This is a genomic window from Alicyclobacillus tolerans (assembly GCF_900142255.1).
Taxonomy (GTDB): Bacteria; Bacillota; Bacilli; order Alicyclobacillales; family Alicyclobacillaceae; genus Alicyclobacillus_I; species Alicyclobacillus_I tolerans.
The window spans coordinates 22,321-45,940 of sequence record NZ_FRAF01000010.1 but is presented as its reverse complement, the minus strand read 5'-3'; the positions used below and the strand labels follow the sequence as shown (position 1 = coordinate 45,940).

The 23,620-nt window shown below is 44.3% G+C and carries 19 protein-coding genes; 3 read left to right on the top strand and 16 right to left on the bottom strand.

Annotated elements, in window-relative coordinates; translation table 11 throughout:
- Positions 1-355: 355 nt before the first annotated feature.
- The 8 genes from BUA75_RS07025 to BUA75_RS06990 all read right to left on the bottom strand — a co-directional run bounded on the left by BUA75_RS07025 (position 356) and on the right by BUA75_RS06990 (position 11,067).
- Positions 356-1,711, bottom strand: a complete 1,356-nt coding sequence (locus tag BUA75_RS07025; protein ID WP_072873897.1) for a GH1 family beta-glucosidase — start codon at positions 1,709-1,711, stop codon at positions 356-358.
- Positions 1,704-4,238, bottom strand: a complete 2,535-nt coding sequence (locus tag BUA75_RS07020) for a beta-mannosidase (RefSeq protein ID WP_242650266.1) — start codon at positions 4,236-4,238, stop codon at positions 1,704-1,706. Before BUA75_RS07020 ends, BUA75_RS07025 begins: the two co-directional genes overlap by 8 nt.
- Before the next feature lie 65 nt (positions 4,239-4,303).
- Positions 4,304-5,278: an oligopeptide/dipeptide ABC transporter ATP-binding protein gene (locus BUA75_RS07015; protein WP_072873896.1), complete on the bottom strand. Its 975-nt coding sequence runs from the start codon at positions 5,276-5,278 to the stop codon at positions 4,304-4,306.
- Positions 5,239-6,267 (bottom strand): ABC transporter ATP-binding protein, encoded by a 1,029-nt coding sequence (locus tag BUA75_RS07010; RefSeq protein WP_072873895.1) that lies wholly within the window; start codon positions 6,265-6,267, stop codon positions 5,239-5,241. Before BUA75_RS07010 ends, BUA75_RS07015 begins: the two co-directional genes overlap by 40 nt.
- The gene (locus BUA75_RS07005; protein WP_083574157.1) at positions 6,236-7,180 is read right to left on the bottom strand and encodes an ABC transporter permease; all 945 of its coding nucleotides are present in this window, start codon (positions 7,178-7,180) and stop codon (positions 6,236-6,238) included. Before BUA75_RS07005 ends, BUA75_RS07010 begins: the two co-directional genes overlap by 32 nt.
- Entirely contained in the window at positions 7,177-8,166 is a 990-nt protein-coding gene (locus BUA75_RS07000) for an ABC transporter permease (RefSeq protein WP_072873894.1), read from the bottom strand. Before BUA75_RS07000 ends, BUA75_RS07005 begins: the two co-directional genes overlap by 4 nt.
- A gap of 82 nt (positions 8,167-8,248) precedes the next feature.
- Positions 8,249-9,913 carry an ABC transporter substrate-binding protein gene (locus BUA75_RS06995; RefSeq protein WP_072873893.1) on the bottom strand — a complete coding sequence of 555 codons (1,665 nt, stop codon included), beginning with the start codon at positions 9,911-9,913 and terminating at the stop codon, positions 8,249-8,251.
- Positions 9,914-10,050: 137 nt separating this feature from the next.
- Positions 10,051-11,067 (bottom strand): LacI family DNA-binding transcriptional regulator, encoded by a 1,017-nt coding sequence (locus tag BUA75_RS06990; protein WP_072873892.1) that lies wholly within the window; start codon positions 11,065-11,067, stop codon positions 10,051-10,053.
- Positions 11,068-11,370: 303 nt separating this feature from the next.
- Between BUA75_RS06990 and BUA75_RS06985 the strand changes: the two genes are divergently transcribed.
- Positions 11,371-12,645, top strand: coding sequence for a sugar efflux transporter (locus tag BUA75_RS06985; RefSeq protein ID WP_072873891.1), 1,275 nt, complete (start codon positions 11,371-11,373; stop codon positions 12,643-12,645).
- A gap of 34 nt (positions 12,646-12,679) precedes the next feature.
- The gene (locus BUA75_RS06980) at positions 12,680-13,741 is read left to right on the top strand and encodes a tartrate dehydrogenase (protein ID WP_072873890.1); all 1,062 of its coding nucleotides are present in this window, start codon (positions 12,680-12,682) and stop codon (positions 13,739-13,741) included.
- A 52-nt stretch (positions 13,742-13,793) separates the two neighbouring features.
- On the opposite strand, the gene BUA75_RS06975 is transcribed toward BUA75_RS06980, so the two are convergent.
- Positions 13,794-14,999, bottom strand: coding sequence for an alpha/beta hydrolase domain-containing protein (locus tag BUA75_RS06975; RefSeq protein WP_242650265.1), 1,206 nt, complete (start codon positions 14,997-14,999; stop codon positions 13,794-13,796).
- Positions 15,000-15,084: 85 nt separating this feature from the next.
- On the bottom strand, positions 15,085-16,002 hold the full coding sequence (locus BUA75_RS06970; RefSeq protein ID WP_072873888.1) for a R2-like ligand-binding oxidase: 918 nt from the start codon (positions 16,000-16,002) through the stop codon (positions 15,085-15,087).
- Positions 16,003-16,072: 70 nt separating this feature from the next.
- Between BUA75_RS06970 and BUA75_RS06965 the strand changes: the two genes are divergently transcribed.
- Positions 16,073-17,311, top strand: a complete 1,239-nt coding sequence (locus BUA75_RS06965) for a LuxR C-terminal-related transcriptional regulator (protein WP_072873887.1) — start codon at positions 16,073-16,075, stop codon at positions 17,309-17,311.
- Here BUA75_RS06965 and BUA75_RS06960 read toward each other — a convergent pair.
- Genes BUA75_RS06960 through BUA75_RS06935 form a run of 6 tightly spaced genes read right to left on the bottom strand, consistent with a single transcriptional unit; the run spans position 17,285 to position 23,591 of the window.
- A complete protein-coding gene (locus BUA75_RS06960) occupies positions 17,285-17,701 on the bottom strand; it encodes a hypothetical protein (protein WP_072873886.1) in 417 nt (138 codons plus the stop codon). The two genes, BUA75_RS06965 and BUA75_RS06960, sit on opposite strands and share 27 nt — an antisense overlap.
- Positions 17,702-17,734: 33 nt before the next feature.
- Entirely contained in the window at positions 17,735-19,432 is a 1,698-nt protein-coding gene (locus tag BUA75_RS06955; protein WP_072873885.1) for an ABC1 kinase family protein, read from the bottom strand.
- Between the two features lie 55 nt (positions 19,433-19,487).
- A complete protein-coding gene (locus BUA75_RS06950) occupies positions 19,488-20,333 on the bottom strand; it encodes an SDR family NAD(P)-dependent oxidoreductase (RefSeq protein WP_072873884.1) in 846 nt (281 codons plus the stop codon).
- 18 nt (positions 20,334-20,351) lie between these two features.
- Entirely contained in the window at positions 20,352-21,170 is an 819-nt protein-coding gene (locus BUA75_RS06945; RefSeq protein WP_129583550.1) for an enoyl-CoA hydratase/isomerase family protein, read from the bottom strand.
- An 18-nt stretch (positions 21,171-21,188) separates the two neighbouring features.
- Complete coding sequence (locus BUA75_RS06940) at positions 21,189-22,421, bottom strand: acyl-CoA dehydrogenase family protein (RefSeq protein ID WP_072873882.1); 1,233 nt, start codon at positions 22,419-22,421, stop codon at positions 21,189-21,191.
- 15 nt (positions 22,422-22,436) lie between these two features.
- Entirely contained in the window at positions 22,437-23,591 is a 1,155-nt protein-coding gene (locus BUA75_RS06935; RefSeq protein WP_072873881.1) for an acyl-CoA dehydrogenase family protein, read from the bottom strand.
- Between the last annotated feature and the right edge of the window lie 29 nt (positions 23,592-23,620).

The following is a 23,620-nucleotide window of genomic DNA, read 5'->3' as shown; positions in this document are numbered from 1 at the left end:
TATCCCATGGGAATCTGTCAAGACCATGCTCCAGATGACAAGGAAACAGAAACTCTTTCCACGCCCTGATTGACGTTGAAAAATGAAACAATGAGTTTCGCATCTCCATCTATTTTATGTCGATTTAAATTTGATTGTTATATACTAGAAATATATCGAATATAGAATTACATTTGAGATATTTAAGAATGGTATTTATGAGATAACACTTAACCAAGGGTAAAAACTATTCATGGTAGGAATAAAATAAGAAGCGATAACCACCAACAAAACACTCCCATTCTATGGTCTGTTTGGCGGTTTTATCGCTTCAACTGCATCATTTTTCTCTATTTTGCTTATGCCTAGTTGTCAATTATTCGACATGTGTAAGCTGTCGATGCATATGGACTAACTTTTTATACCATTCACCACTCTCTTTGAGAGTACGTCGTTGGGTTGCAAAATCGACGTGTACGATACCAAAACGTTTGCTGTATCCATGCGCCCATTCAAAATTATCCAATAGTGACCAGAGAAAATACCCTTTGAGTTGCTTGTTTTCTGAACAAAACCGTTCTGCTGCCCGCAGATGCCCTTCCAAATAGTCAATTCTCGCAGGATCAGACACTTTTCCATCTACCATCACATCATCAAAAGCAGCCCCGTTCTCCGTAATATAAATCGGAATAGAAGTATATTCGCTGGCCAAACGAGTCAATAATCGATACAAAGATTCCGGATGAATTTCCCATCCCATAGCTGTACAAACGTCAGGATGAGCAGGCACTTGTTCAACCTGAAGAAACGGATTGTCTGAAAAATGCCGAACAACACTGCGCGAATAAAAATTGACACCGAGAAAATCGATGGGCACGGCAATCGTCTCTACATCTCCATCTTTTAGAAAATCCCAATCAGAAACATGCGTTTGAAATGCTTCAAGCATATCTTCTGGATAATACCCGTGAAAAATCGGATCAAGAAACCAACGATTTGAAAATCCGTCAGCCAGCATTGCAGCCTGCTTATCTTCTGGGCTTTCTGAAGCTGGATAACAAACATTCAAATTGAGCGTAATTCCAATTTGTCCATCCATGCCAAGCTGCCGATACGCTTTTACCGCTTCCCCGTGAGACAGCAAGATATGATGAGCTGCCATCACGGCTTCCTGCCAATTCTGGTGTCCGGGTGCGTGCTCACCAATACCGTAGCTCAGAAAAGACGCACACCAAGGTTCGTTATGCGTAATCCACTTTGAAATGCGCTTTCCAAAATGTTTGAAAAGAGTTTCACTAAATTCACGGAAATGGTCAATTACATTCCGTTCCAGCCACCCACCTTCTTCTGCCAACCAAGCAGGAAGATCCCAGTGGTAGATAGTTCCTACGGGTTCAATATGATGTTTTTCCAGTTCATCCAGAAGCCGATGATAAAATTCTATACCGCGCATGTTTAACTTTCCTTTTTCCGGAAAAATTCGCGGCCAAGCAAACGAAAAGCGATAAGCTTGAACACCGAGATCGGCCATTAAAGCAATATCCTCCGGAAAACGATGGTAGTGATCACAGGCAATGTCACCATTATGACCTTGATACGTTTTACCGTCATAGCAAAAAGTATCCCAGTGCGAAAGTGTGCGACCATCTTCACGACTTGCACCTTCAATTTGATAGGCAGAGGTGGCTACACCAAACAAAAAATCTCCAGGAAAATTCCAGTTTTTAGTCAATGATATAACTTCCTTTCTCAGTCAACCTGTGGGAATCAATAGTGTTCTCATAGCTGTCTATCAGACTGTAAACTCGAATTTGTTCACACACTTCATTCAGTGACAAATCTTCCGAAAGAAATTTTTTAGAAAGCAAAACGGTATACGGAGTTGCAGGCAGAAGATCGAAATAATTGTCGCTAAAAACGCCGTCTGCTTCTGATAATTCAAGCATGACGTACTTTGCAAAAGTTTGACTTGTCAAATGGATTTCAAAATGATCGTCCAGTTCTTCCATATCTAAAGAAATATCGGGAGACAAAAGCTCCAAATGCTTAGCTTTACAGAAAATTACCGTTCCTGTTGACGAGTGATTTTCACCAAATTGACCTTCGTACTGGAAGAACATTTGTCGAGCATGACCTGACTGAAGTTGAGAATTCAAATCAACTTGCAATAGGATGCGACTATCCATTGCCGATATCTGGACTTCCTCATGTCCATGTGCGACGACCGTGCCATCGAATTTTTTCAAAAACCAGGAAACTTTTCCTTGAACGGGAGCGAGTGAATCGTTGGTTAAATGTAATTCGACCGTACTCCCCTCTTCACATGCACTGAGTAGAATCGGAGAATAAAAACGTTTAGCAAAATAATGTAATGCTTTCCAACGACCAAACGAATCTAAGCTCGACCACGAGGCTACAGGCCAACAATCATTTAACTGCCAATACAAGGTTCCCATACAGCGACCGCGATTTCGTCGCCAGTGTTCTACACCATAACGAATGGCTTCTGCCTGCAAAATTTGTGAAACATAAGATAGAGCTTGAAGATTTTTCGGATATTTGAAATTCTCCGATAAATAGTAGAGAATCTTGCCATTTGCAGATCCGTTTTTTTGATGTTTCTCCATGATATAAGAGAAAATATTCCTATCCTGTTCTTCTGTAAAACTACATATAGTTTTCATGGATGGAAATGATTGAAAACCAAACTCAGAACAGAAACGAAAGTAATACTTGCGATAGTCAGTAAAAGGTTTTAGTCCATGCCATACTTCCCAATAATGGACATCTCCCTCACTTTCACTATTTGGCGAGCGAAATCCTCCACCTGATGAAGGAGAAGCTGGCCAGTAAAAAGTTTGGGGGGCGATTTCTTGGCAAATGGCTGGAAAGTCTTCCTCAAACATTCGCAAATAGTCTTTTTGCCGTTCTACTGACTTGGGTAGATCCCAATCATGCCAAGCGAGTTCCATCTCATTATTGCCGCATATGAGACCAAGGCAGGCATGGTGGCGAATACGGCGGAGATTATCTTCTACTTCTGCACAAATATTAGCTTGGAATTCTTCGCTTAAACGATATACCGCACAGGCAAACATTAAATCTTGCCAGACAATGAGTCCATATTCATCACAGAGATCGTAAAAATCATCTCCTGGATAAATGCCGCCTCCCCAGACTCGAATCATATTGAAATGAGCTGTTTTGCAGGCATGGATTAAGCGTTCCGTTTTTTCTCGTCCAGTTCTTCCCAGCAAATTATCCTCTGGAATGTAATTGGCTCCACGCGCGAATATGGGAACTCCATTAATGACAAAAGCGAAAGATTTTCCCCACCGATCAGGCTGCTGAACCACTGTCAACGTACGCAAACCAATTCTATAGCTTCGTTGATCAAAGACCTTATTTTGCTGACCAACCGTAATTTCCACTTGATACAGCGGCTGATTACCTAAATCTTGCGTCCACCAAAGTTCAGGATCTTTAACTTGTATACGAACATCTGCATGGCCATTGCAAACTACAGTGCGTTCCTCTTGAACAAACCCGTTGGGGTGCATCAGCCTCACAACCACCTCAGGGTTTAACGCTTCGGATTTTTCATACGTTTCAATTTGAGTCAGCACATCGACCCAAACCTGATCAGCTTCATGAGTCTGCAAAATCGATGCGTCTAAAAGTCGAGCTCCCGAAAAAGCTACCAATTCTAATGATCGCCAAATTCCTGCATCTGGAATTTTCGGACCCCAGTCCCAACCAAACATGTAATGTGCTTTGCGCAAATGCGGGAAACCGGCAATCGTGTGATCGGGGCCCCAAAGTGGAAATTTTTCTTGCATCTTTTCCACGTACTGCAAGGGAGAATCAAAGCGAATTCGTATGATATTTTTACCATTACAAAGTTTATCTTTGACATTCCATTCATAAGTACGATGCATGTTTTCAGTTCTGCCTAGACAAGAACTGTTTATCCAGACTGTCGCTAATGTATCTAGACCATGAGCTAGCAAACAAACATAATCAGCCTTTAGAAATGATTCGTCTACTATAAACTCATGTTCATATTCATAGTCTTTAGCAGCTATTTCTAAAGCAATCGCTTCGTGATCACGATAAAAAGGATCCGGAATTTTCCCGGCCGTCAATAAATCTTGCATGACGGAACCTGGCACCTTTGCTGGATTCCATTCTATCTCACCGACCGCTCGCATCTGCCAATAACCATTTAAACTCATGGCTTGCCGAAACATTTTCTGCATGGCAAACTGCCCCCATTTCCCAAAAACCAGACAAATCGTCCAGAAACACTCATGAAATTTGAAATTTACTGTAAGGTTTCTGCAAAATGACAAGCAACATGGTGTTCTTTTTCAAACTCACGCAGCGCAGGCGTCTCTTCTCTACAACGCTCCTGAACGAATAAACAACGATGAGCAAATGGACATCCTTTACGACCTTCCAGTAAGTTAGGTGCCTCATTACTTGTTTCCGGTAACGGTTTGCTCCAATCACTTCCAGGCGTTGCAGCAAACATGAGACGCGTGTAAGGATGCAATGGATGCTTGAGTAAACTGCGCGACGATGCACTTTCCATGACTCGTCCGCCATACATGACCATGATTCGATCTCCAAAGTAACGAGCCGACGCCAAATCGTGCGTAATATAAAGATAGGAAAGTTGAAAATCTTGTTTTAACTCGTTCATTAACTCTAAAATTCCTGCACGAATGGAAACATCGAGCATGGAAATAGGTTCGTCTGCCACGATGAACTCTGGACTCACTGCCAGTGCACGTGCAATGGCAAGTCGCTGGCGTTGCCCACCAGACAATTCATGCGGATACTTGATACGAAATTCACGCACTGGTGTAAGACCTACTCGTTGCAAAAGATAATCAATATGGGCAGATACTTCAGCATGGTTCTTTGCACGATACTTGCGCAAAGGAAATTCCAGATGTTTCTCCAGCGTTCTTACAGGATTCAGTGAACCAAAAGGATCTTGAAAAACCATTTGCGCTACTTTGTGATAGTTCACTAATGAACGACCACGAATGTGCGTAACATCTTGACCTGCTACTTGAATTTTCCCTGCTGTCGGTTCAAGAATACGAACCAAGGAACGGCCTATGGTACTTTTTCCACTTCCTGACTCACCGACAAGAGCCAAAACTTCGCCAGGTTGAATATGAAAGCTCACATTGTCAACAGGCGTGATAAATGCCGGCCCTTTACGTGTTCGAATAGAAAAACGAATTTTCAAGTCGTCGACTTGTACAAAAGCTGCTTGGCCGGCCATTCCGAATCTCCCTCCTTGGTTGGACTGTAGAGATGGCATTCAATCGTGGCGTGTGACAATCGATGCAATGTCGGACGGATTTCCATACATGCAGCTGTTGCATACGGACAGCGCGGGGAGTACGCACATCCACTCGGCAAATCAATTAAATCTGGTGGATGTCCTTGAATGCCTTCAATCACAACATCTTCGTACGTCAAACGTGGAATAGCGCGCATGAGCCCTTCTGTATAGGGATGATGATCAACTTCTGGCAACAGCACTTTTGCTTCTGTGTTCTCAACCATTCGTCCCGCATACATAATGGCAACACGTGAAGCAATTTCTGTTACTAAACTGAAATCATGACTAATAAATAGGATGGCAAAGCCTCGCTCAGCCTGCAGTTCCTGAATTTGATTAAGTATCGACCGTTGCACTACCACATCGAGAGCTGTTGTGGGTTCATCCATAATGACCAATTGCGGTTCCAATGCAATAGCAATAGCAATGACTACGCGCTGGCGCATTCCACCCGATAACTCGTGTGGAAAACTGCGCAAATGTTTTTCGTCAATACGCACGAGCCGCAGCAAATCACGCGCTCGTTCTTTAGCCTCCTTGACAGACATTTGTGGACGATGGCTGCGAAACGTGTCTACAATTTGTTTCTCCACCGTCATCACAGGATTTAGTGCTGTCATTGCACTCTGAAAGACCATTGACATTCGACTCCAACGAAATGTGCGAAGCTCTCGTTTGCTTAAAGCGTAAATATCGGTTCCCATCACACGAATTTGTCCTTTAGTTAGTCGAGCATTGCCTCTTAACAAGCGCATAATGGCGTTTGCTAATGTCGATTTTCCCGATCCCGATTCACCGATTAAACCAACAATGGTTCCCGGATATACAGTTAAATTAACATCACTAACTGCCTGTACTGGCCCAGAGGGGCTGTCATAAACAACTGTGACATCTTCAATTTCTAGAACGGGCTGTACTTTGCTCACGACGCTTCCCTCCTTGCTTGCGCAGGCGCGGATTTGTTAATTGATCAATACTGAAATTCATCAACACTAGCGATAGACCAACTAAAGCAATTCCCAACCCTGGCGGAACAATCCAATACCAAGCGCCGTTCAGTAACGCTCCACCTGCTTGCGCCCAATAGAGCATGGTCCCCCAACTGACCGAATTGACGCTTTCAAGTCCAAGAAAGGCTAACCCAGATTCAGCAAGAATGGCACCGAGACAAGCAAAAATAATGTTAGAAGCAATGACGCTCGTCATATTAGGAATAATTTCCGCAGCCATAACTCGCAGAGTGGAAGCTCCTGAAAGACGCGCTGCTGTAACAAACTCGCGATTGCGCAGCGACATCGTTTGAGCTCGAAAAACTCGAGCTCCCCAAGCCCAGCCAGTGAAACCTATAATCAATCCGTTAATCCAAGGCGTGGTATTATGCACCATTGATTCAATGACAATGAGAAGAGCGAGACTCGGCAGAACCAGAAAAATATTCGTGACAAAGTTAAGTACTGTATCTACCCACCCACCGATATAACCTGCTGTTACACCAAATGCCAGTCCAATCAAGGTTGCCAAGAGCCCAGCACCCATACCTACCGTTAAAGTGGTGCGTGTTCCGTAGATAAATTGCGAAAATATATCCTGTCCTGTAGCCGTCGTACCAAACCAATGAGCATAACTTGGAGGCAAATTCATAGCAAAATTCGTTGAAAGTGGATTGTAGGGCGCAATCACAGGCGCCAAAACGGCGACCAATAAAAATAGAGAAAAGAGACACAATCCTACCAACGAACGACGATCGGAACAAAGTAAACGAAAAAAACGAAATCTTTTACGTCTGATGGGAAGATTGACTTCATTCGCATGGATATCTTCAAGAGGATGCGTCATCATACAGTGGCACCTCCTGCACGAACTCGCGGATCAAGTCGACTATAGAGCAGGTCAACCAACAGATTAGCAAGAAGTACTGACAACGCGATCATTAAAAAGGCAGCCTGAATCAACGGATAATCTTGTTGCAGCACTGCAGCTTGCAACTGCGCTCCAATACCGGGATATGAGAAAACAACTTCTGTAAGAATCGAGCCACTCACGACGTTGCCTATCGCTATAGCGAAGCTGGTGATCTGAGGAAGAATGGCGTTTCGTGCAGCATACATGAGCATTAACCGGGAAGGTCGCACACCTTTTGCCTCTGCAAAAACAACGTAATCTTCACCTAGCGTCAAAATCATATTGTTGCGCATCCCTATCAACCAACCACTAAATGAACCCAGGAAAATCGTAATACCTGGCAAAATCGCATGTTTTAAAACTGACAAAATAAACGAAATGCTCCAAGACGGCTGTACACTGAGCGCATAACCATGAGCTAATGGAAACCATCCCAGTTTAAAGCTTAAAAAGTAAAGCAACAAAAGTCCTGTCCACATATAGGGGGCCGCTTGAAAAAACAGCGAGACAATAGGAAGTGTATTGTCCAGAGCACCACCACGCCGCCAAGCAATTAAAATACCAAGCCCTGTTCCCAAAAAGACAGAGATTAACGTTGTTATCCCTACTAAACCGATGGTCCAAGGCAAACTATGCGCTATGACAGTTTTGGTTGGAGTAGGGTAGTACGTGAAAGACAACCCCCAATGGAGGGTGATAAGCCCCTTAAGATAGTCGAAATATTGGACTATCAGAGGTTGATTGCTGAACCCAAATTCGAGTTTTAACGCCGTCATGGCCTGGGGTGTCAAATTGTTTTGGAATTTGGCAAACATAGCGTCGGCAGGGTTGCCAGGCATCATGCGCGGCAAAACAAAGTTAATCGTCACAGCAGCCCAAACAGATACGATAAAAAACGACAAACGACTGAGAACGTATTTCATGCTGCTTCCTCCCACTATGTTGCCGCAATCCTATAGGGCGGCGAGCAGATGGACTGCATCGCCGCCGTTTGGCTCAATCCATTCAACTTCTTGGTTTTAGATGCATAAGGACAATCTCTGCTGCCGGCCATGACCATGGAGCTGGTGAAACATATGGATTGCTCGCACTCGGCCAACCTGTATAATTTTTGGTACTGTATTCGTACCAAGTACCACCATAGAACAGTGGGATAGTCGGTAAATTTTCAGCGACAATTTTCTCCACTTTATACATAGCCTGTTTTTGTTGAGCCAAGTTTGTGGTAGATTCAAAATCAGAAAATGCCTGATCAGTTGCCGCATTGTCCCATTGTTCATAATTTAAGCTGCCATGCGACTGATAGACATCCTCATCAATATAGTAAGGATTGGGTCCGCCGCCAGACGATGCAATAGCCAAATCAAAACTATGTCCCTGGAGTGCTGCTTCATACCCAGCATATTGCATTTGCTGAACATTGACCCGTATGCCAATCTGTTGCAAATCCTGTTCAATCAATTGAGCGTCTTCATCCCAGTCCGTCCAACCAGATACAACAGCCAAATTGAAAGATAAAGGTTGACCATTGGGAGCTTCCATCACACCATTGACTTTCTTATAACCGTGACTCTCCAGCAGTTGCTCTGCAGCACTTGGATTATACGTAAATTTCAAATCCTTAGCCGGCAAATTGGGATCTATCCAACTTGAACTGGTAGGCAAAATAGTTGTTGGACTAGCCACCTGAACATACCCGTATTCGCCTTTTTGAGCGAGCGCGTTACGGTCAATCGCCATACTGATAGCCTCACGTACTACTTTTTGACCAAGCAGTGAGTTTGTCAAATTAGGAACCAAATTGACTACGTTATTAGGCGGGAACCAATACTTGTTGTATGGACTCTTGGAGGCGTATACTTGTTGAATATTGTTAATAAATTGTCCTCCCCAGTCTACTTGACCTTGGGCCAACGCCAGATTAGCACTATCGTTACTGCTGTATGATGGGAAAATTACCTCTGGCACAGGCGGTTTTCCTCCGTAATAATTGTCGTTGGCTTTTAAGGTGTATTCTTGGGGAGAGAAACTCGCCAAAACATAGGGCCCAGTTCCTACTGGATTACTGTTCAAATATTTGGATGGATTCCCGACCTTCGACCAGATATGTTCAGGTACAATAGGCTCTTGTACGACATACATGGCAAATGGCACATCCGGCTTTTTGAACTGAAACACAACGGTTCCAGCCCCTTCTGCTTTGACGCTGCGCAACTCAGTCCAGACACCGGAAGTATCAATAGCTGGATATTTTTTCAACAAATCAAACGTAAACACCACATCTTTAGAGGTGAAGGGCTGTCCATCTGACCATTTAGCGTCTGTATTGAGTTGGACAGTCAATGTTGTATCTCCATTGCTCCACGACATGCTTTTACCAAGCAAACTATAGACATTTGAACTGACCAAACTGTAATAGAATAACGGTTCATAAATCATGCCAAAAGTTCCAGGATTAGCTGTAGTTTGGTATTGGAAGGGATTAAAATTGTCTTGAAAACTTCCGTATGGCGCAGGAACAACCGTTAACGGTTTTCCTTGGCCTGAGCTCGCAGAGACCGAGGTGCTATGACTAGCCGATCCGTTGGTTGCATTGCCACACCCAGCCAGTGCAGCCACGGTAAGTGCAACCGTTCCAACAACGACGCCTGTTTTCCATTTGCTGTTCAACGATGAACCCCCTTATTTTTCATCAAAACCGCTTTCGAAAATAAAAACATGTTATATACCACACACCACCTCCTCCAAGCACAACAAGAAACCGCTTACAATTATGTTTGGAAAGTGAAATGCAGAATCGAAAACAACTAAGAAATAGAGCAAACACTTTCTCGAACTACAATTTCTGTATCTACAGTGATAACTGTAGGTGGTTTATCCTCACGAGCCATTAATTCCAACAACTCGAAAGCCGCCAAACGTCCCATCTCTTCCTTGTTTTGACGAACCGTTGTCAAACTTGGAGTGACATATCGGGCAAGCTCAATATCATCAAAACCCATAACAGATATGTCCTGTCCAGGTTTCTTTCCAACTTCCTGCAAAGCTCGAAAAGCTCCAATCGCCATCATGTCGGAAGCACAAAAAACAGCCGTAGGCAATTCAGAAACCTGCAAAAGTTTTTTCATAGCCTCATAACCTGAGACTTCTGTAAAATCCCCGTCCAGCATCCATTCCGACCGGAAGGGTAAATCTAATTCTTGCAACGATTGTTGATATCCTAACATCCGATCATGGCCAGGTTTCGTGCCCAGCCGATCACCAATAAAAGCAATTTTTCGATGACCATTGTTTAATAGAAAGGACATCGCTGCTCGCGTACCACCCAGATTGTCTGACATGAGATAACTGGCTCGCGAACCAATAAGATCTAAATCTATTGAAACCACTGGTATACGACTGCGAGCCAACGCGACTAACCCTGGATCAGTCCGCGGCACACCAACCAAGAGCAATCCATCAACATCTCTATGTTTTGCCCGCGCTTCAAAACCACTCGGGAAATTTTCCCGCTCAGCATCTGAAAACAATAAAAGATCATAGCCTTTACCACCTACTACATCTTTAAAACTAGCAAGAACATCATGCAAGAACGGATGGCGCAATCCACTATTGACATGATCTTGAAAAAATACGCCGACAGTCATAGAACGATTGGTAGCTAAACTACGCGCAGCTGCGCTTGGCTGATAGCCTAATTCGCTCATAATGCGTTGAACTTTGCCGCGCGTTTTGAGACTGACATCTGGGTATCCATTCAAAACTTTAGATACCGTAGTCGGTGAAACTCCAGCTCGTTTGGCAATGTCGTAAATAGTTGTCATAGACAGCGTCCTTTGTACTTCAAGTCTGGAACGATGATTACAAAACCGCTTTCGTTAATGCATTGTATTCTTTTTTTGCTTTCAGATTCCTGCTTATTAAAAAAATTTTTTCAAAAATAAGAACTTCGCATTTTATTGAAGTAAAAATGATAAACTTAGTAGAAAAAATCAGAAGCAAATATCCTATTCAACGCTTGCATAAGCATATTAAAGACGTCCATTGCCAACGTCGTACCGATACCGCTTCCGAAAGTAACTCAAATTCTATCAATGGCCTTTCGGCCTCAGTGGAGGATTTTTCGCTTGCCATCTTTTAGTTTTCACGGAACATTTCGTACAAATCAAATGCCCGGCTATTTTGCTCTCGTCTTTTCCATTACTCTAGTAGGAGTAGGTTTAGCTGTAACTCGACCTTACCTATCGTTGTATCTGACAAATCAAATTCACACTTCGCCCGTAGAATTGGGTGCGTTTATGTGTACCAACGGCATAGGCGGTATTATAGCCAGTACTTGGCTCGGAAAAAAATCGGACACCGGTACGCCGAAGAAATTTATTATTCTTTTGTCTTGTCTAGCTGCTGGATGCGGTTATGCCTGCTTTTTATTTATGCATAATTATATACAATTACTCATCTTTACTACTTTTCTGTTAGGTATGGGTGCAGCAGCGTTTCCTCAACTTTTCGCTTACGCAAGAGAATCGGCCATAGCATCCTCCACTTCCCATCCGGCACGAACTATCGCCTCACTCCGCGCATTTTTCTCATTTGCTTGGGTGGTTGGCCCACTGTTTGGTGCCTGGGGACTCAGCCTGCTTGGTTATAATGGACTATTTATGTCTACTTCTTTGATTTACTTTTTGATTTTCGGAGTTGCTTTACTATCTTTGCAAAGGCGCCAGCACACACAAATCCCTAAAATCGAATCGTCTACACTGTGGAAAAATTTACAACGTCGAGAAATTTTTTATTCCAGCATCGCTTTTGTCTTTGCCTCTACAGCATCTAGTGTGAATGGAATGTATATGCCGTTATTTGTCACGCGAACCATTGGAGCGCAAGAACATGTGGTGGGATGGGTGTTCAGCCTAAGTGCAGGATTGGAAATTCCTATTATGATCGGTCTCAGTGCGGTTTCAGAAAAAATAGAAAAACGTAAAATTCTGTTGTTTGGTATCATTTGTGGAATTCTCTATTATACAGGTGTCATCTTTACCGATGCCGCCTGGCAAATGCTTATCTTACAAGTATTCTGCGCTATATTTATTGCAATCATTTCCAGTACGGGTATGAGTTATTTTCAAGATTTCATGCCCGAATCCGCAGGATCGGCCACGACTCTTTTTAGCAACACCAACAATATCGGCAGTGTGGCGGGTAGCCTACTCGGTGGTACGATTGCTCAAACCCTTGGTTTTCGTGCTGTTTACGAAAGTAATATTGGTTTAGCACTGTTTGCCTTTTTCCTTCTTTATTTAGCTAAAAAACGTCAGCCGCTCAAACATTCAGAAACCAATATGGCCATACATCCAAGTCAATCCCAACATGAGAGCGTCATATTCAGGCAAGATAAATGAAAATAGATAAGAATCCAGCGAGGTGGAATTAAAAATGGAAAAATATGCTATAGCTGCCATTCCTGGCGATGGAATTGGTAATGAAGTCGTACCTGCTGCCATGCGTATACTTGATGTCGTAGCTGAAATTCATGGTGGAATACAATGGGAATGGACATCTTTTCCTTGGAGTTGTCAATATTACTTACAACACGGCATGATGATGCCTTCTGAAGGTATCGACATTTTGCGCTCATTTGATCAAATATTCCTAGGCGCTGTGGGTATGCCCAATCTTGTACCCGACCATATTTCTCTTTGGGGATTACTGATTCGTATACGTCGTGAATTGGAACAATCTATCAATTTACGGCCAGCTCGCTTACTAAAGGGACTCCGCTCACCATTACTTCATCCTGCTGATTTCGATCTCGTTGTCATTCGTGAAAACAGCGAAGGAGAATATACCGAGATCGGCGGACGTATGAAAAAAGGTGAGGATGAAATTGTCGTTCAAAACGCAGTTTTTACTAGAAAGGCTACAGAACGGGCAATGCGTTACGCTTTCGAACAAGCCAAAAAACGTCGCAACCAAGTCACGAGTGCTACAAAATCAAATGGAATTTCGCATAGTATGCCCTTTTGGGACGAGGTCTTTCGAGAAGTCAGCACAGATTATCCGCAGGTTACCACTTCCAGTCAGCATATAGATGCCCTGACCGCTTTCTTGATTACTCGTCCACATGATTTGGATGTGATTGTGGCCTCCAATTTATTTGGAGACATTCTCACCGATGTAGGGGCGGCTATCATGGGGAGTATTGGTATTGCACCAGCTGCCAATCTTAACGTGGATCGTAAATACCCATCCATGTTTGAACCCGTCCATGGTTCTGCACCTGACATTGCTGGACAAGGTATAGCCAATCCTTTAGGACAAATATGGACGGGCAAACTCATGCTAGATTTTCTTGGATACGAAGAAATGGGAACTCTATTATTAGAAGCCATTGAATTCACTTTGCAATCTGGAATCAAGACCCCAGATCTACATGGAAAAGCAACAACCGAAGAAGTAACAACAGCGATTATAGAATATTTGCAAAAGACGTGCTGACTTTCCTTCTTTTTTATAACTCCTCACTGCACATATTGAAATTACTTAAAAGTTAGTCACTGCTATCGCTGCTCGACTTTGAAAACAGCGCTATATCCCCCGCAAAATCTTCAATTTTTTCATATTTTCCTGATTGCGGGGGAGAAAATCCTTTTTCTACCCAACGCTCCATGTGCATCAGCGCAGCTTCATAGTAAGGTAGCACAGGTTGCTGTTTTCCGCGATGAGAGCGTAAAAGACCGTCCACATGATTCCCGCGATCAATCTCATACAAACGATGATAGGTACTTGCCCCTGCTGACTCGACCAATTTGGCATAAGCTTCTGCATGATCTCGAAAAGGGATGAGACAATCATAGTTTCCAGCTACTGAAAGCAAGGGCTTAGTGATTTGACCGTTATTTTCTATACGCTTAATTCTTTCATTAAAAAAAGGGAGTCGTTCCAACCATGGATAGTCAGCCAAAAATTGCGGATTTTCTAGCCAATCCTTTGACCATTCGGCTGCAAACGGCTTCCAATCTGGATCTAAATTTCTACCATAGAGCCAAAGTGAAACAAGCCAATAGACTCGATAATATACATCCCAAAAGGGTTCCGAATCAGGATGTAGACCCATCTCGATTAAATTTTCAAAAGCACTTGCACGTTCCGCTGTCGAATAATCTCCACGCCAATTACGATAGATAGGATAAGATTGAACCATAACAGGTAAAGTGGTCAGCAAGTGCCGTTGGCGAGTATGCCATAAGACTCCTTCCCACTCTACACCACCATGATAACGATGAGGATACAATTCCATCATTCTTCGCGTAATATATCCACCATTACTTACTCCAGAAATATAGATATATTGAGCTTTTGATCCATAATAACTTTCCACATGCGAGGCAGCCCAATCTGTTAACTGGGCATAGATATCTGTCCATTCTTCCATAGAACGGCTGGGATCGCGCAAAGTAAGTTGTGGCGTACCTTTATCGCAAGCTGCATAGGCATATCCTCTTTGAATGACGATATCGCTGAGCAATAAATCAAGTGAATATTCATTTCGAACCGCCGGTGTTGCCCCTATCATTAACTTCCCATTCCAAAGATCGGGACTTGGCATACGGAGGAGCACACGTGCGGCACTTAATCTCCCTGTACAAAAAAGTCCTGGTACCAAGGAGTTTATACTAGGTCTCTCATATACCAGTGCCTCTGCATCGGGATCAACCCCTAGTCCATTTGTGGTTAAATCTTTTACGGTTTCCATGCAGATAGAAGGATCCATTCCATTTCCCCCACTCTAGCCATGTGTTTGTTGAAGTTTATCTAGCATCCACAGCAATAAAGTCATTTTACTCCTCAATTCCAACGGTAGCCTCTGAAAGTTGATAAATTTCATCTGGAGATTGGCCACGCGCACGCTGGAGTACATTCATCCGTCGTTGAAATTGTGACATGGCATATTGTATATAATCATTCTTGTCCAGCGGAAAAGGCGGTTCCACACCTGCATGGGCAGATTCAGTCTCTCTATCACTGAACAATTCGTTAACCACTCCCACTGCAAAAGGAACGAGTAATTGAATACGCGTTTGTATAACATCCCATATTCGATCATCTTCAGCAATCAGACGAGAAAGCAAATAAGTACCATAGCCAATATGACGTGACTCATCCTTTTGCAAATAAACAATGGCACGAAGCAAGCCGGGCATTTTCCTATTTTTTTCTAGTATATTATGGAATGCGTAATAACCAGTTTCAGCCAGAATACCTTCTACCACCATATTATAGGTCACTGACGCTTCTGCTTGGGCGGCAGGTGATGGATCATGAATAAGGCGTTCCATGGATTCGGGAAGGTACTTGCTAAAGATGGCTTCATAGCTCGGGCCAATTTGCTCGGAAAAATCTTCTCGAACCCTTGCAATATCATCAAAAAAACGTCTAAATACCTCTGTGTGTTTAGCTTCCTCCCAGAGAAAAGTGGTCAAATACATTTCTTCTTCCAAACGTCCTTCGAGTGAAATGGCTCGAATGAGCGGCAATAAATCTCGTGTCACAGCTTCTTCTCCCGCCTGAAAGAGCGTACAAAGACGAAGAATGACTCGTTGTTCCGATTCACTAAAAGTTAACCAATCTTCCCGATCCTTTTCCATGTCAATGTCACGCGGATCCCAAATCCCGATTTTTTTGGCTTTATGATAAAGACGCATGGGCAAACTGGCATGATCTAACCCTTTTTTTGTAACTGTCTGATAAATTCTCAATTTCCTTTCCTCCTTCAATCCTGTAGGATACAGATATAAAGATAGATCACCATTTCGCGGGGGTGCACAGATGTCTATAGAGTCCTTCCCCAAACTCACCACACCTGGTCGTCTATCCTATCAACGTCCTGTTCCCGCCTTGCCAAACCGATGCCTGAAACAGCTATTGCAAGCTGTTGAGAAAAACCGCGCACAGCTTCTCTCTACTTGGGAGGCCATGACAGCAGCTGGTGGCCAATGGGACAGCAAAACTCGCGAAGGCGCGCGCACTGCGCTTCTATACTTATTGACTCACTTGCAACTCGTCACTGCTGACGAAGCCCGTGCTATTGATGAGACTTTGCATTGTTTTCGCAAAACAGCATTGGGTAACTCTACTGCGGCAATTCTGCTTGTACTCTCGGATTTTGAAGAAATGATACTATCCATCGCCCGCTCACATTTACCAGCTGAAGATTTTGAAACCGTCTATCACTGGTTACATGTTTATTGTGTCAACCTGATGCAAATGTTTATTGAGGCATCTTCTGACCAAGCGCTCGATGAGAAGCAACAATTCCCAACCCATCACCAGTCTTCCCGTATGCATAGAACCATGTTGGCTGTAGAAGTACAGAAACTTTTGCTCTTTGATGAACATCTATTTCTAACGCATGACGTTCATGAGGTCTTTCAGACGTTAGTGACAGACAGTTGCCAACTGGCTGGTTTTAAACGCAGTGCCCTTTTTCTTTATAACCCTTTAAATCAATCTGTTGAGGGATTATTTGGGCATCACGTCGAACTAGATGTTATCCGTCGAATTCGTGAAAACGGTTACCGTGTACCTCTGCTTAACCGGCTTTTGCAACTGGACAGACCTGTTTTTCTTGAAGATGTCTCAAATCTGCTACCTGTTCAACATGTGCAATCTTTTCACTTAACTTCATTGCTTATCTGTCCTGTACGAGGGCCTGCATCCGAAACTTTAGGAGTACTTTTGCTCGATCACAATGGACAAAGATTCCCGCACGTACCCAGTCAGCTTGAATTGGTAAAAGGGATGCTCGACAGAGTTTCATTTGCACTCTCATCTCATCTCCACCAAGATCAAGAACGAATTCCTAACCACAGTTTCGCTTTGACGGAAAGAGAGTTGGACGTTCTTTATCTGTTGGCAGATGGTCTTGACACGAAACATACCGCTGAGCAACTACACATCAGCGAATACACTGTTTCAGAACATATCACTTCTATACTCCGCAAACTCAAAGTGAAAAATCGTACTGCCGCTGTTGCCAAATCACTTCGAGAAGGCCTGATCCGCTGAACGAGTTTGTGCATCGTCGGATGATAAATTTTGTAACACAGTTTGCTCTAATTGGGAGATTTGCTCTCGCAACTGTCTTACTTCCTGCTGCACTTGGAAAAGCGATTGTTGCCATTCCGTGCTCAGCGTACGTTGAACTGAACGTTTTTGCCGCCAAGATATCAGACGCTGAAAGAGCAACAACATGGAATGATCTTTACTCACCGCATCGATAAAAGCGTCTTCCAACGTTTCACGATATCCTGAACGACCATGGTCTTTCCCATAAAGCAAATGATTTTGAAGAATCTTTTGAATCTGTGGATTTCCTGGTCCTCCGCTTTGACGATAAAACGCCTGAATACGAGATTCTAAACTAAGTTGTTCTTGCTCTCGTGAAGATACTGACATATCCACCACCTCCAACGTAACTTTTCGCCCAAGTCAAAGACGCGCCCGCAGTGCGTTCCAAATGACACCTAGTATAAAAAGAGCGCTTGCTGAGAGAGCTATCATGCCAATTCGATGCGCCATCAAAGAAAACTCAAAATTTCCACCTCGAGACGTGATTAAAATAGCTCCTCCTAAAAAAAGAATACCTGCAAGAAAAGCAAATGCGACACGGTTGGTAAGGCGTGAAAGATTGCGCTGAGCCACTTGCGAAAGTTGAGCGTCTATCGTGAATTGTAATTTATTCCATTCCAGATGCTCGAGAATTTTGTTCAAACGTCGTGGAAACGTTGTCGCCAATTTAGCAGTTTCCGTCAAAAGTGCTGCATTGGTATGATAATTGAGACGTCGACTCATCCAGTCCCGAACAATTTGTACATCTGCTGTTTCCACTAAATCGTGGAATGATATTTCCGGACAAAGCCACCGCGCATTCCCTTCAGCCGCAGAAAATCCTTTGGCCCAAAGAGCAAGACCGGTAGGAATACGACAGTGATTTTTCAGGGCAATCATGATGGTACGAAAGAGAAGATTGCCCCAATTGTAATGACTTCCTTGATGGCTGTCTGTGTAGTGAATGAAGAGACTGCGCAATTGATCTTTCAATTGAACAGGATGTGTGTAAATGGTGGGTTCATAAATATCGAGGGCTGACTCAGCAGCATCTTCTGCTTGATTGACGCGAATATGCAGGAGCATACGGAAAATGGCTTCTGTATGCAATGTGTCCATCCGTCCCGTCATACCCCAATCGAGAATGACTGCTCGTTTCGTTGTCCGCTCAATCATGATGTTAGAACCGTGTGGATCGGCGTGGTAAAAACCTTTGAGAAACATTTTTACATAGTAATGAGCGAGATCGGCCATTCTTTCTAGTCGCTCTTCAAAAGTCAGAAAATCGACTGGAAAATCTTTGAGATTCCAACCGTCAATGTATTCCATCACCAGAACTTGAGGTGTTACACAGTAAACCTGAGGAATGTGCAAGGTAGCAAATTCGTCACAATATTGTCTCTGTTGATTCATCGCTTCAGCCTCTAGCCGCATATCCAATTCGTTCATCGAGCTGCTGTAGTAGTCCTGAAGAAGTCCCTTAACATCTAGCGTTTCACGTAACTCAACGGGGAAAAATCGTTGCAATCTCCCAACCAGTTTACGAATAGCCGCTATATCTGCTGAAAATAACTTTCTGGCTAAAGGACGTACGATTTTGACTGCTGCTCTCCGACCATCTTGCAAATAGGCTTGATACACTTGGGCCAGAGAAGCAGAACCAATGGGCACGGGATGAATAAAGTCAAATTCATCGCGCCAGTTTGGCATGGATTCATCCAAAACGACTTCCATATAAGCAAAATCAATGGGCGGCACTTCAGCCAAAAGCGGTTCTAACTCCCTTGTCAGAGCATCCGGTAACAGCTCTTGCCTTGTCAGCATTACCTGCCCCAGCTTGATATACGTGGGTCCCAACTCTTGAAAAGCTAAACGCAATCGCTGGCCAAGCAATCGATATCGGCTTTCTTCGTCTCTGCTTCGGTCTTTCAAGATATGCAAGATACCGTGTTTGACCAGCGTTTTACTGACGGCTCGAAAACGTCGTGCCGGCGTTATGGATTGGCGCTCATTGGCAATCTTCTCACGGATATTGGCCTTGCTCTTGGCTTGAGATGATTTGACCGCTGCGCCTGCCATTCGATTTGCCCCCCTTCACTCCTATACCTCTTGAGTGGACCATAATGATTCAGACTTAAAATGTGAATAATTCAATCCCCCCCGAAACGTTTAGACCAATTCCGGTAATATATTTTGCTTTTTCCGAGCAAAGAAAGACAATGGCGTTAGAAACATCTTCCGGATCACCTGGACGTTTAAAAGCTGTGCGTTGCACCATGCGCTCGTTCATCTTACTGTTCCCCATTCGAAATGCTTCAGTTGCAATAATCCCAGGAACAATCGCATTGACGCGAATTCCATGGCGTGCACCTTCCAGAGCCATACTTTTAGTAAAACTCAGCAAACCTCCCTTTGTCGTTGCATAACTAGCTTGACCAAATCCCCCGAGCGTACCAGCAACGGAAGCCATATTGATAATTGTACCGCTGCCCTGTTCTTTCATAATGGACCAGACCGCTTTTGTGCAGTTGTACGCCCCCGTCAAATTGACCCGTAAATCTCGTTCCCACCACTCGTCGCGTTGGTTTTCAATTTGTGAAACGTGATCGAGCGTACCCGCATTATTTACAAGAATATCAATCCTCCCCATCTCTCTATATACTTTGTCGATCACGTCACGGACCTCATTTCGGTTGGTGACATCCATCTTGGCCACTATCGCTCTTCTGCCCATGGATTCAATCTCACGAGCCGTCTGCTTAGTAAACACGGTTTGGGTACTTTCCATAACTTGTGCCAGCGGTCCCATTTGCATGGCTCGCTCTTTACTAGTCGCGTCGCCTTCAACAAGAATATCGGTTACCACAACATCAGCCCCAGCTTCTGCAAGCGCTAATGCATCTTGCCGACCCAATCCGCGCGATGCCCCCGTCACAATGGCAACTTTTCCTTTTAATAGTTGATCCCAAGATGAGGACATGACTTCCACCTCTTTGTCTTATGAATGCAGGCGATATCTATCAGAGCAAGCTATAAAATTGGCTGGTCGCTTGCTAAAAAAAGCAGCCAGTCCTTCCATCGGCTCGCCTGTAGTAAAGGTTTGCTCAAAAGCCTCGCTCTCCAACGTATACCCATGGCCTTCTCGATCCTCAGCCGCAAGCAAACAGGCTTTAGCCAAACCCATTGCCTGTATGGCTCCTTTGGCAAGTCGATCAGCAAACGTCATCACCTCTACATTGAACGTTTCGGGTGATACTGTCTTGGTCACAAGTCCGTATGCTGCTGCCTCTTCGGCACTCAATCGACGGCCAAGAAAGATAAGCTCCGTCGCTTTAGCGCGCCCGAGTAATCGCACCAATCGCTGTGTACCCCCTCCTCCGGGAATAAGACCGAGAGAGATTTCGGTTAGACCGATACTGCCAGCAGACATGATGCGAAAATCACAAGCAAGAGCCAATTCACAACCACCCCCCAGCGCATGTCCGGAAATAGCAGCAATCACTGGTTTGGGTAATTGTTCTAATTCTTTTAAGACTTGTTGTAGGCGTCTACTGGAGACGGCAATACTGCCAGGACGGTTTATCTGCTCGCTGCCTTTAGAAACCATCATTTTGATATCCATTCCAGCCAAAAATATTTTGGGATGCGCAGAGCGAATCACAATGACACGAACTTCAGGGCGACTGGAAACATCTTCTATACATTTTTGCAAATCTTCCAATAACTCATCGTGGATGGTGTTGGAAGGAGGATGATTCAGTGTCCAAACAGCCACGCCATTCTCTTTCAGTTCAATTTGAATAGTTGATTGATCCACGCTCATCTCCCCTTATTTTTAGATACGCAGACCAACCTGCTCATAAAGACGACGAGCTACAATCAGATGCTGAATTTGACTCGTACCCTCAAAAATGTCGTATACTTTGACGTCACGATAGAGCTTTTCTACCAAATGACCATCCAGTCCAATGGGTCCCATTAAATTGAGACAACCCGCGCAAATTTCGAGGGCCATTTTCCCAGCAACAGCTTTGCAGACTGCTGCCTCTTTGGCATTTGGCATAGATAAATCTCCCATCCATGCCGCCTCCCAAGTCAATAAACGAGCTGCATCAATTTCCTGACGCATATTGGCTAACTGTGCGCATGCCATGGTATATGATTTTCCGTTTTTAGGATATTCTCGGCGTACAAAATCGAGGGTGTATTCATAAGCAGCACGCGCGATACCTACAGCCATAGCTGCAACCACAGGACGGGTTGTGTCAAAGGTAGCCATGGCAACCCGAAACCCAGACAGGCCATTCTGCCTTGCTTGATAAGCTTCTTCCCCACCGAGCAGATTCTCATCTGGCACAAAACAATCTTCGAAAAACAGTTCTGCTGTTTCTGAAGCGCGCATCCCCATCTTTTGGGCAATACGTGGGCTGCTGAAACCTGGCGTACCTTTTTCGACCACAAACGCACGATGCCCAGCTCTGCCCATTTCCGGATGAATTGTGGCAAAAACCACAACCCACGATGCTCTTTGCCCATTGGTAATAAAAATTTTCTGTCCATTGAGCAAATAACCGCCATCTACTTTTCGTGCAGTAGTACGTATCCCAGCTACGTCCGAGCCAGCTCCAGGTTCAGTCAGTCCATACGCTCCCCAACGAGGCTCATCTGGTGTAAAGATAGAAAGAAAACGTTGCTTCTGTTCTGCCGTGCCTGACGCGAGAATAGGCGGTCCTCCAAGACCCGGTCCCGGCAATGTCAACGCTATTGCCGGATCTCCCCACCCGACTTCTTCTGCAGCAATGACACTTAGTCGATTAGACTGTTTCTTCTGTTCTCGTTGCTCGAGTGTTTCTGTTTTAGAACCACCATTTTTGGATTCATGAGTGTGAGCCTGAGAACCAGGAGTACTGAGTGATATCCCCATGCGATTGACTTTTACTAACCATTCATCAGGCACGCGATGTTCTGCATCTGCTTGAAGAGAAATAGGGCGCATTTCAGATTCCGCAAACCAATGAACCAAGTCCCTTACTTGTTTTTGTTGAGGTGTCAGTTCAAAGGAAATCATGTCATCCTCTCACTTTCACTTCACAGTCAAAGTAGATCGATTATAATTTTGTCCTGAGACAGTACGTTCGCCGAGTTGATTCAGAAACTGCGATTCACAACCATATAGCATGACCTGTGCTTGGGCGTCGCGCATCCACTTCTCCACAGGATATTCTTGTACAAATCCATGACCGCCGAGTAACTGTACAGCATGATTAGTGACAAAACTCACTGCGCGATGCGAACGCAGAATTGCCTCAAGAGCGTACTGAAAAGCATTCTCCTGCCCCAGATCGGTTGCTGCAGCTGCCCGCCAAACCAAGTGATGAACTGCTCTTTGTTCCATTTCCATATCTGCAACCAAAAAAGAAACACCCTGAAACTGAGCAATCGGCTGACCAAAGGCTTGGCGTTGTGCCGTATATTCCACCGTATAATCTAATGCCGCCTTAGCCAAACCAACTTCTGCCGCAGCTTGCCGAATATAAATGCGGCTTAGTGCCTGTTCCACTAAAAGCTGAGCCTCTTCACCACGAGCAAGAACAGCATGCTCTGGCACCCAGACTGCATCAAAGGAAATACGCCCACAGCCTGCAGCTAAAAGTCCCAGACGAATGTCTCCAGCTAGGACTGTCCAAGGAGTTTCAGACTGATGCAACAAAAGCACCAGCCATTCTCCGTCTTCATCACGAAAACAGGCTATTATGCCTGCCACTTGATGAGCCAGTCGAATGGGTTGAGAGTGCCCATTCAATTCATAACCATGTGCTACTCTCTCTAATCGTAAAGACTGTCCCCATTCGGATGTCCATGAGACAGCATCCAAAAACCCAAACCCGCATCCACTCGCAGAACATTGCGAATTTTTTATTTGCGGGTTTTCTGACAAAAGCCGAAAGAAAGACGATGCGTCTGCTGTTCCGGGGAAACCTTGAAGAATGCCTAAATCTCCATAAGCCAATTCTTCTAAGACCTGTACTTGTGTGGTTAGAGGGAATTCTAACCCGTCCATCCACTCCGGCAACTCCAGTAAGAAGAATCCCAGATCTGATGCCTGATGGAGAAGCGGCTGTGGAACCTGACGCAGTTCTTCTGCTAATCGAGCCTGTGGCCGAATCTGTTCTCGCGCAAAATCACGAGCAGTCTGCAATAAACGATTCTCTTCTGCAGTCGGACGGAATGATATCACCGTTGACTCCCCTCGCTTAGCTTGTCAAA

Bases quoted from the DNA above. Each gene is read 5' to 3' on its own strand.
- BUA75_RS06955 (WP_072873885.1), bottom strand. From the start codon at position 19,432: ATGGCAGGCGCAGCGGTCAAATCATCTCAAGCCAAGAGCAAGGCCAAT.
- BUA75_RS07015 (WP_072873896.1), bottom strand. From the start codon at position 5,278: ATGGCCGGCCAAGCAGCTTTTGTACAAGTCGACGACTTGAAAATTCGT.
- BUA75_RS06975 (WP_242650265.1), bottom strand. From the start codon at position 14,999: ATGGAAACCGTAAAAGATTTAACCACAAATGGACTAGGGGTTGATCCC.
- BUA75_RS06980 (WP_072873890.1), top strand. From the start codon at position 12,680: ATGGAAAAATATGCTATAGCTGCCATTCCTGGCGATGGAATTGGTAAT.
- BUA75_RS06960 (WP_072873886.1), bottom strand. From the start codon at position 17,701: ATGTCAGTATCTTCACGAGAGCAAGAACAACTTAGTTTAGAATCTCGT.
- BUA75_RS06965 (WP_072873887.1), top strand. From the start codon at position 16,073: ATGTCTATAGAGTCCTTCCCCAAACTCACCACACCTGGTCGTCTATCC.
- BUA75_RS06940 (WP_072873882.1), bottom strand. From the start codon at position 22,421: ATGATTTCCTTTGAACTGACACCTCAACAAAAACAAGTAAGGGACTTG.
- BUA75_RS07020 (WP_242650266.1), bottom strand. From the start codon at position 4,238: ATGCAGAAAATGTTTCGGCAAGCCATGAGTTTAAATGGTTATTGGCAG.
- BUA75_RS07000 (WP_072873894.1), bottom strand. From the start codon at position 8,166: ATGAAATACGTTCTCAGTCGTTTGTCGTTTTTTATCGTATCTGTTTGG.
- BUA75_RS06990 (WP_072873892.1), bottom strand. From the start codon at position 11,067: ATGACAACTATTTACGACATTGCCAAACGAGCTGGAGTTTCACCGACT.
- BUA75_RS07005 (WP_083574157.1), bottom strand. From the start codon at position 7,180: ATGATGACGCATCCTCTTGAAGATATCCATGCGAATGAAGTCAATCTT.
- BUA75_RS06950 (WP_072873884.1), bottom strand. From the start codon at position 20,333: ATGTCCTCATCTTGGGATCAACTATTAAAAGGAAAAGTTGCCATTGTG.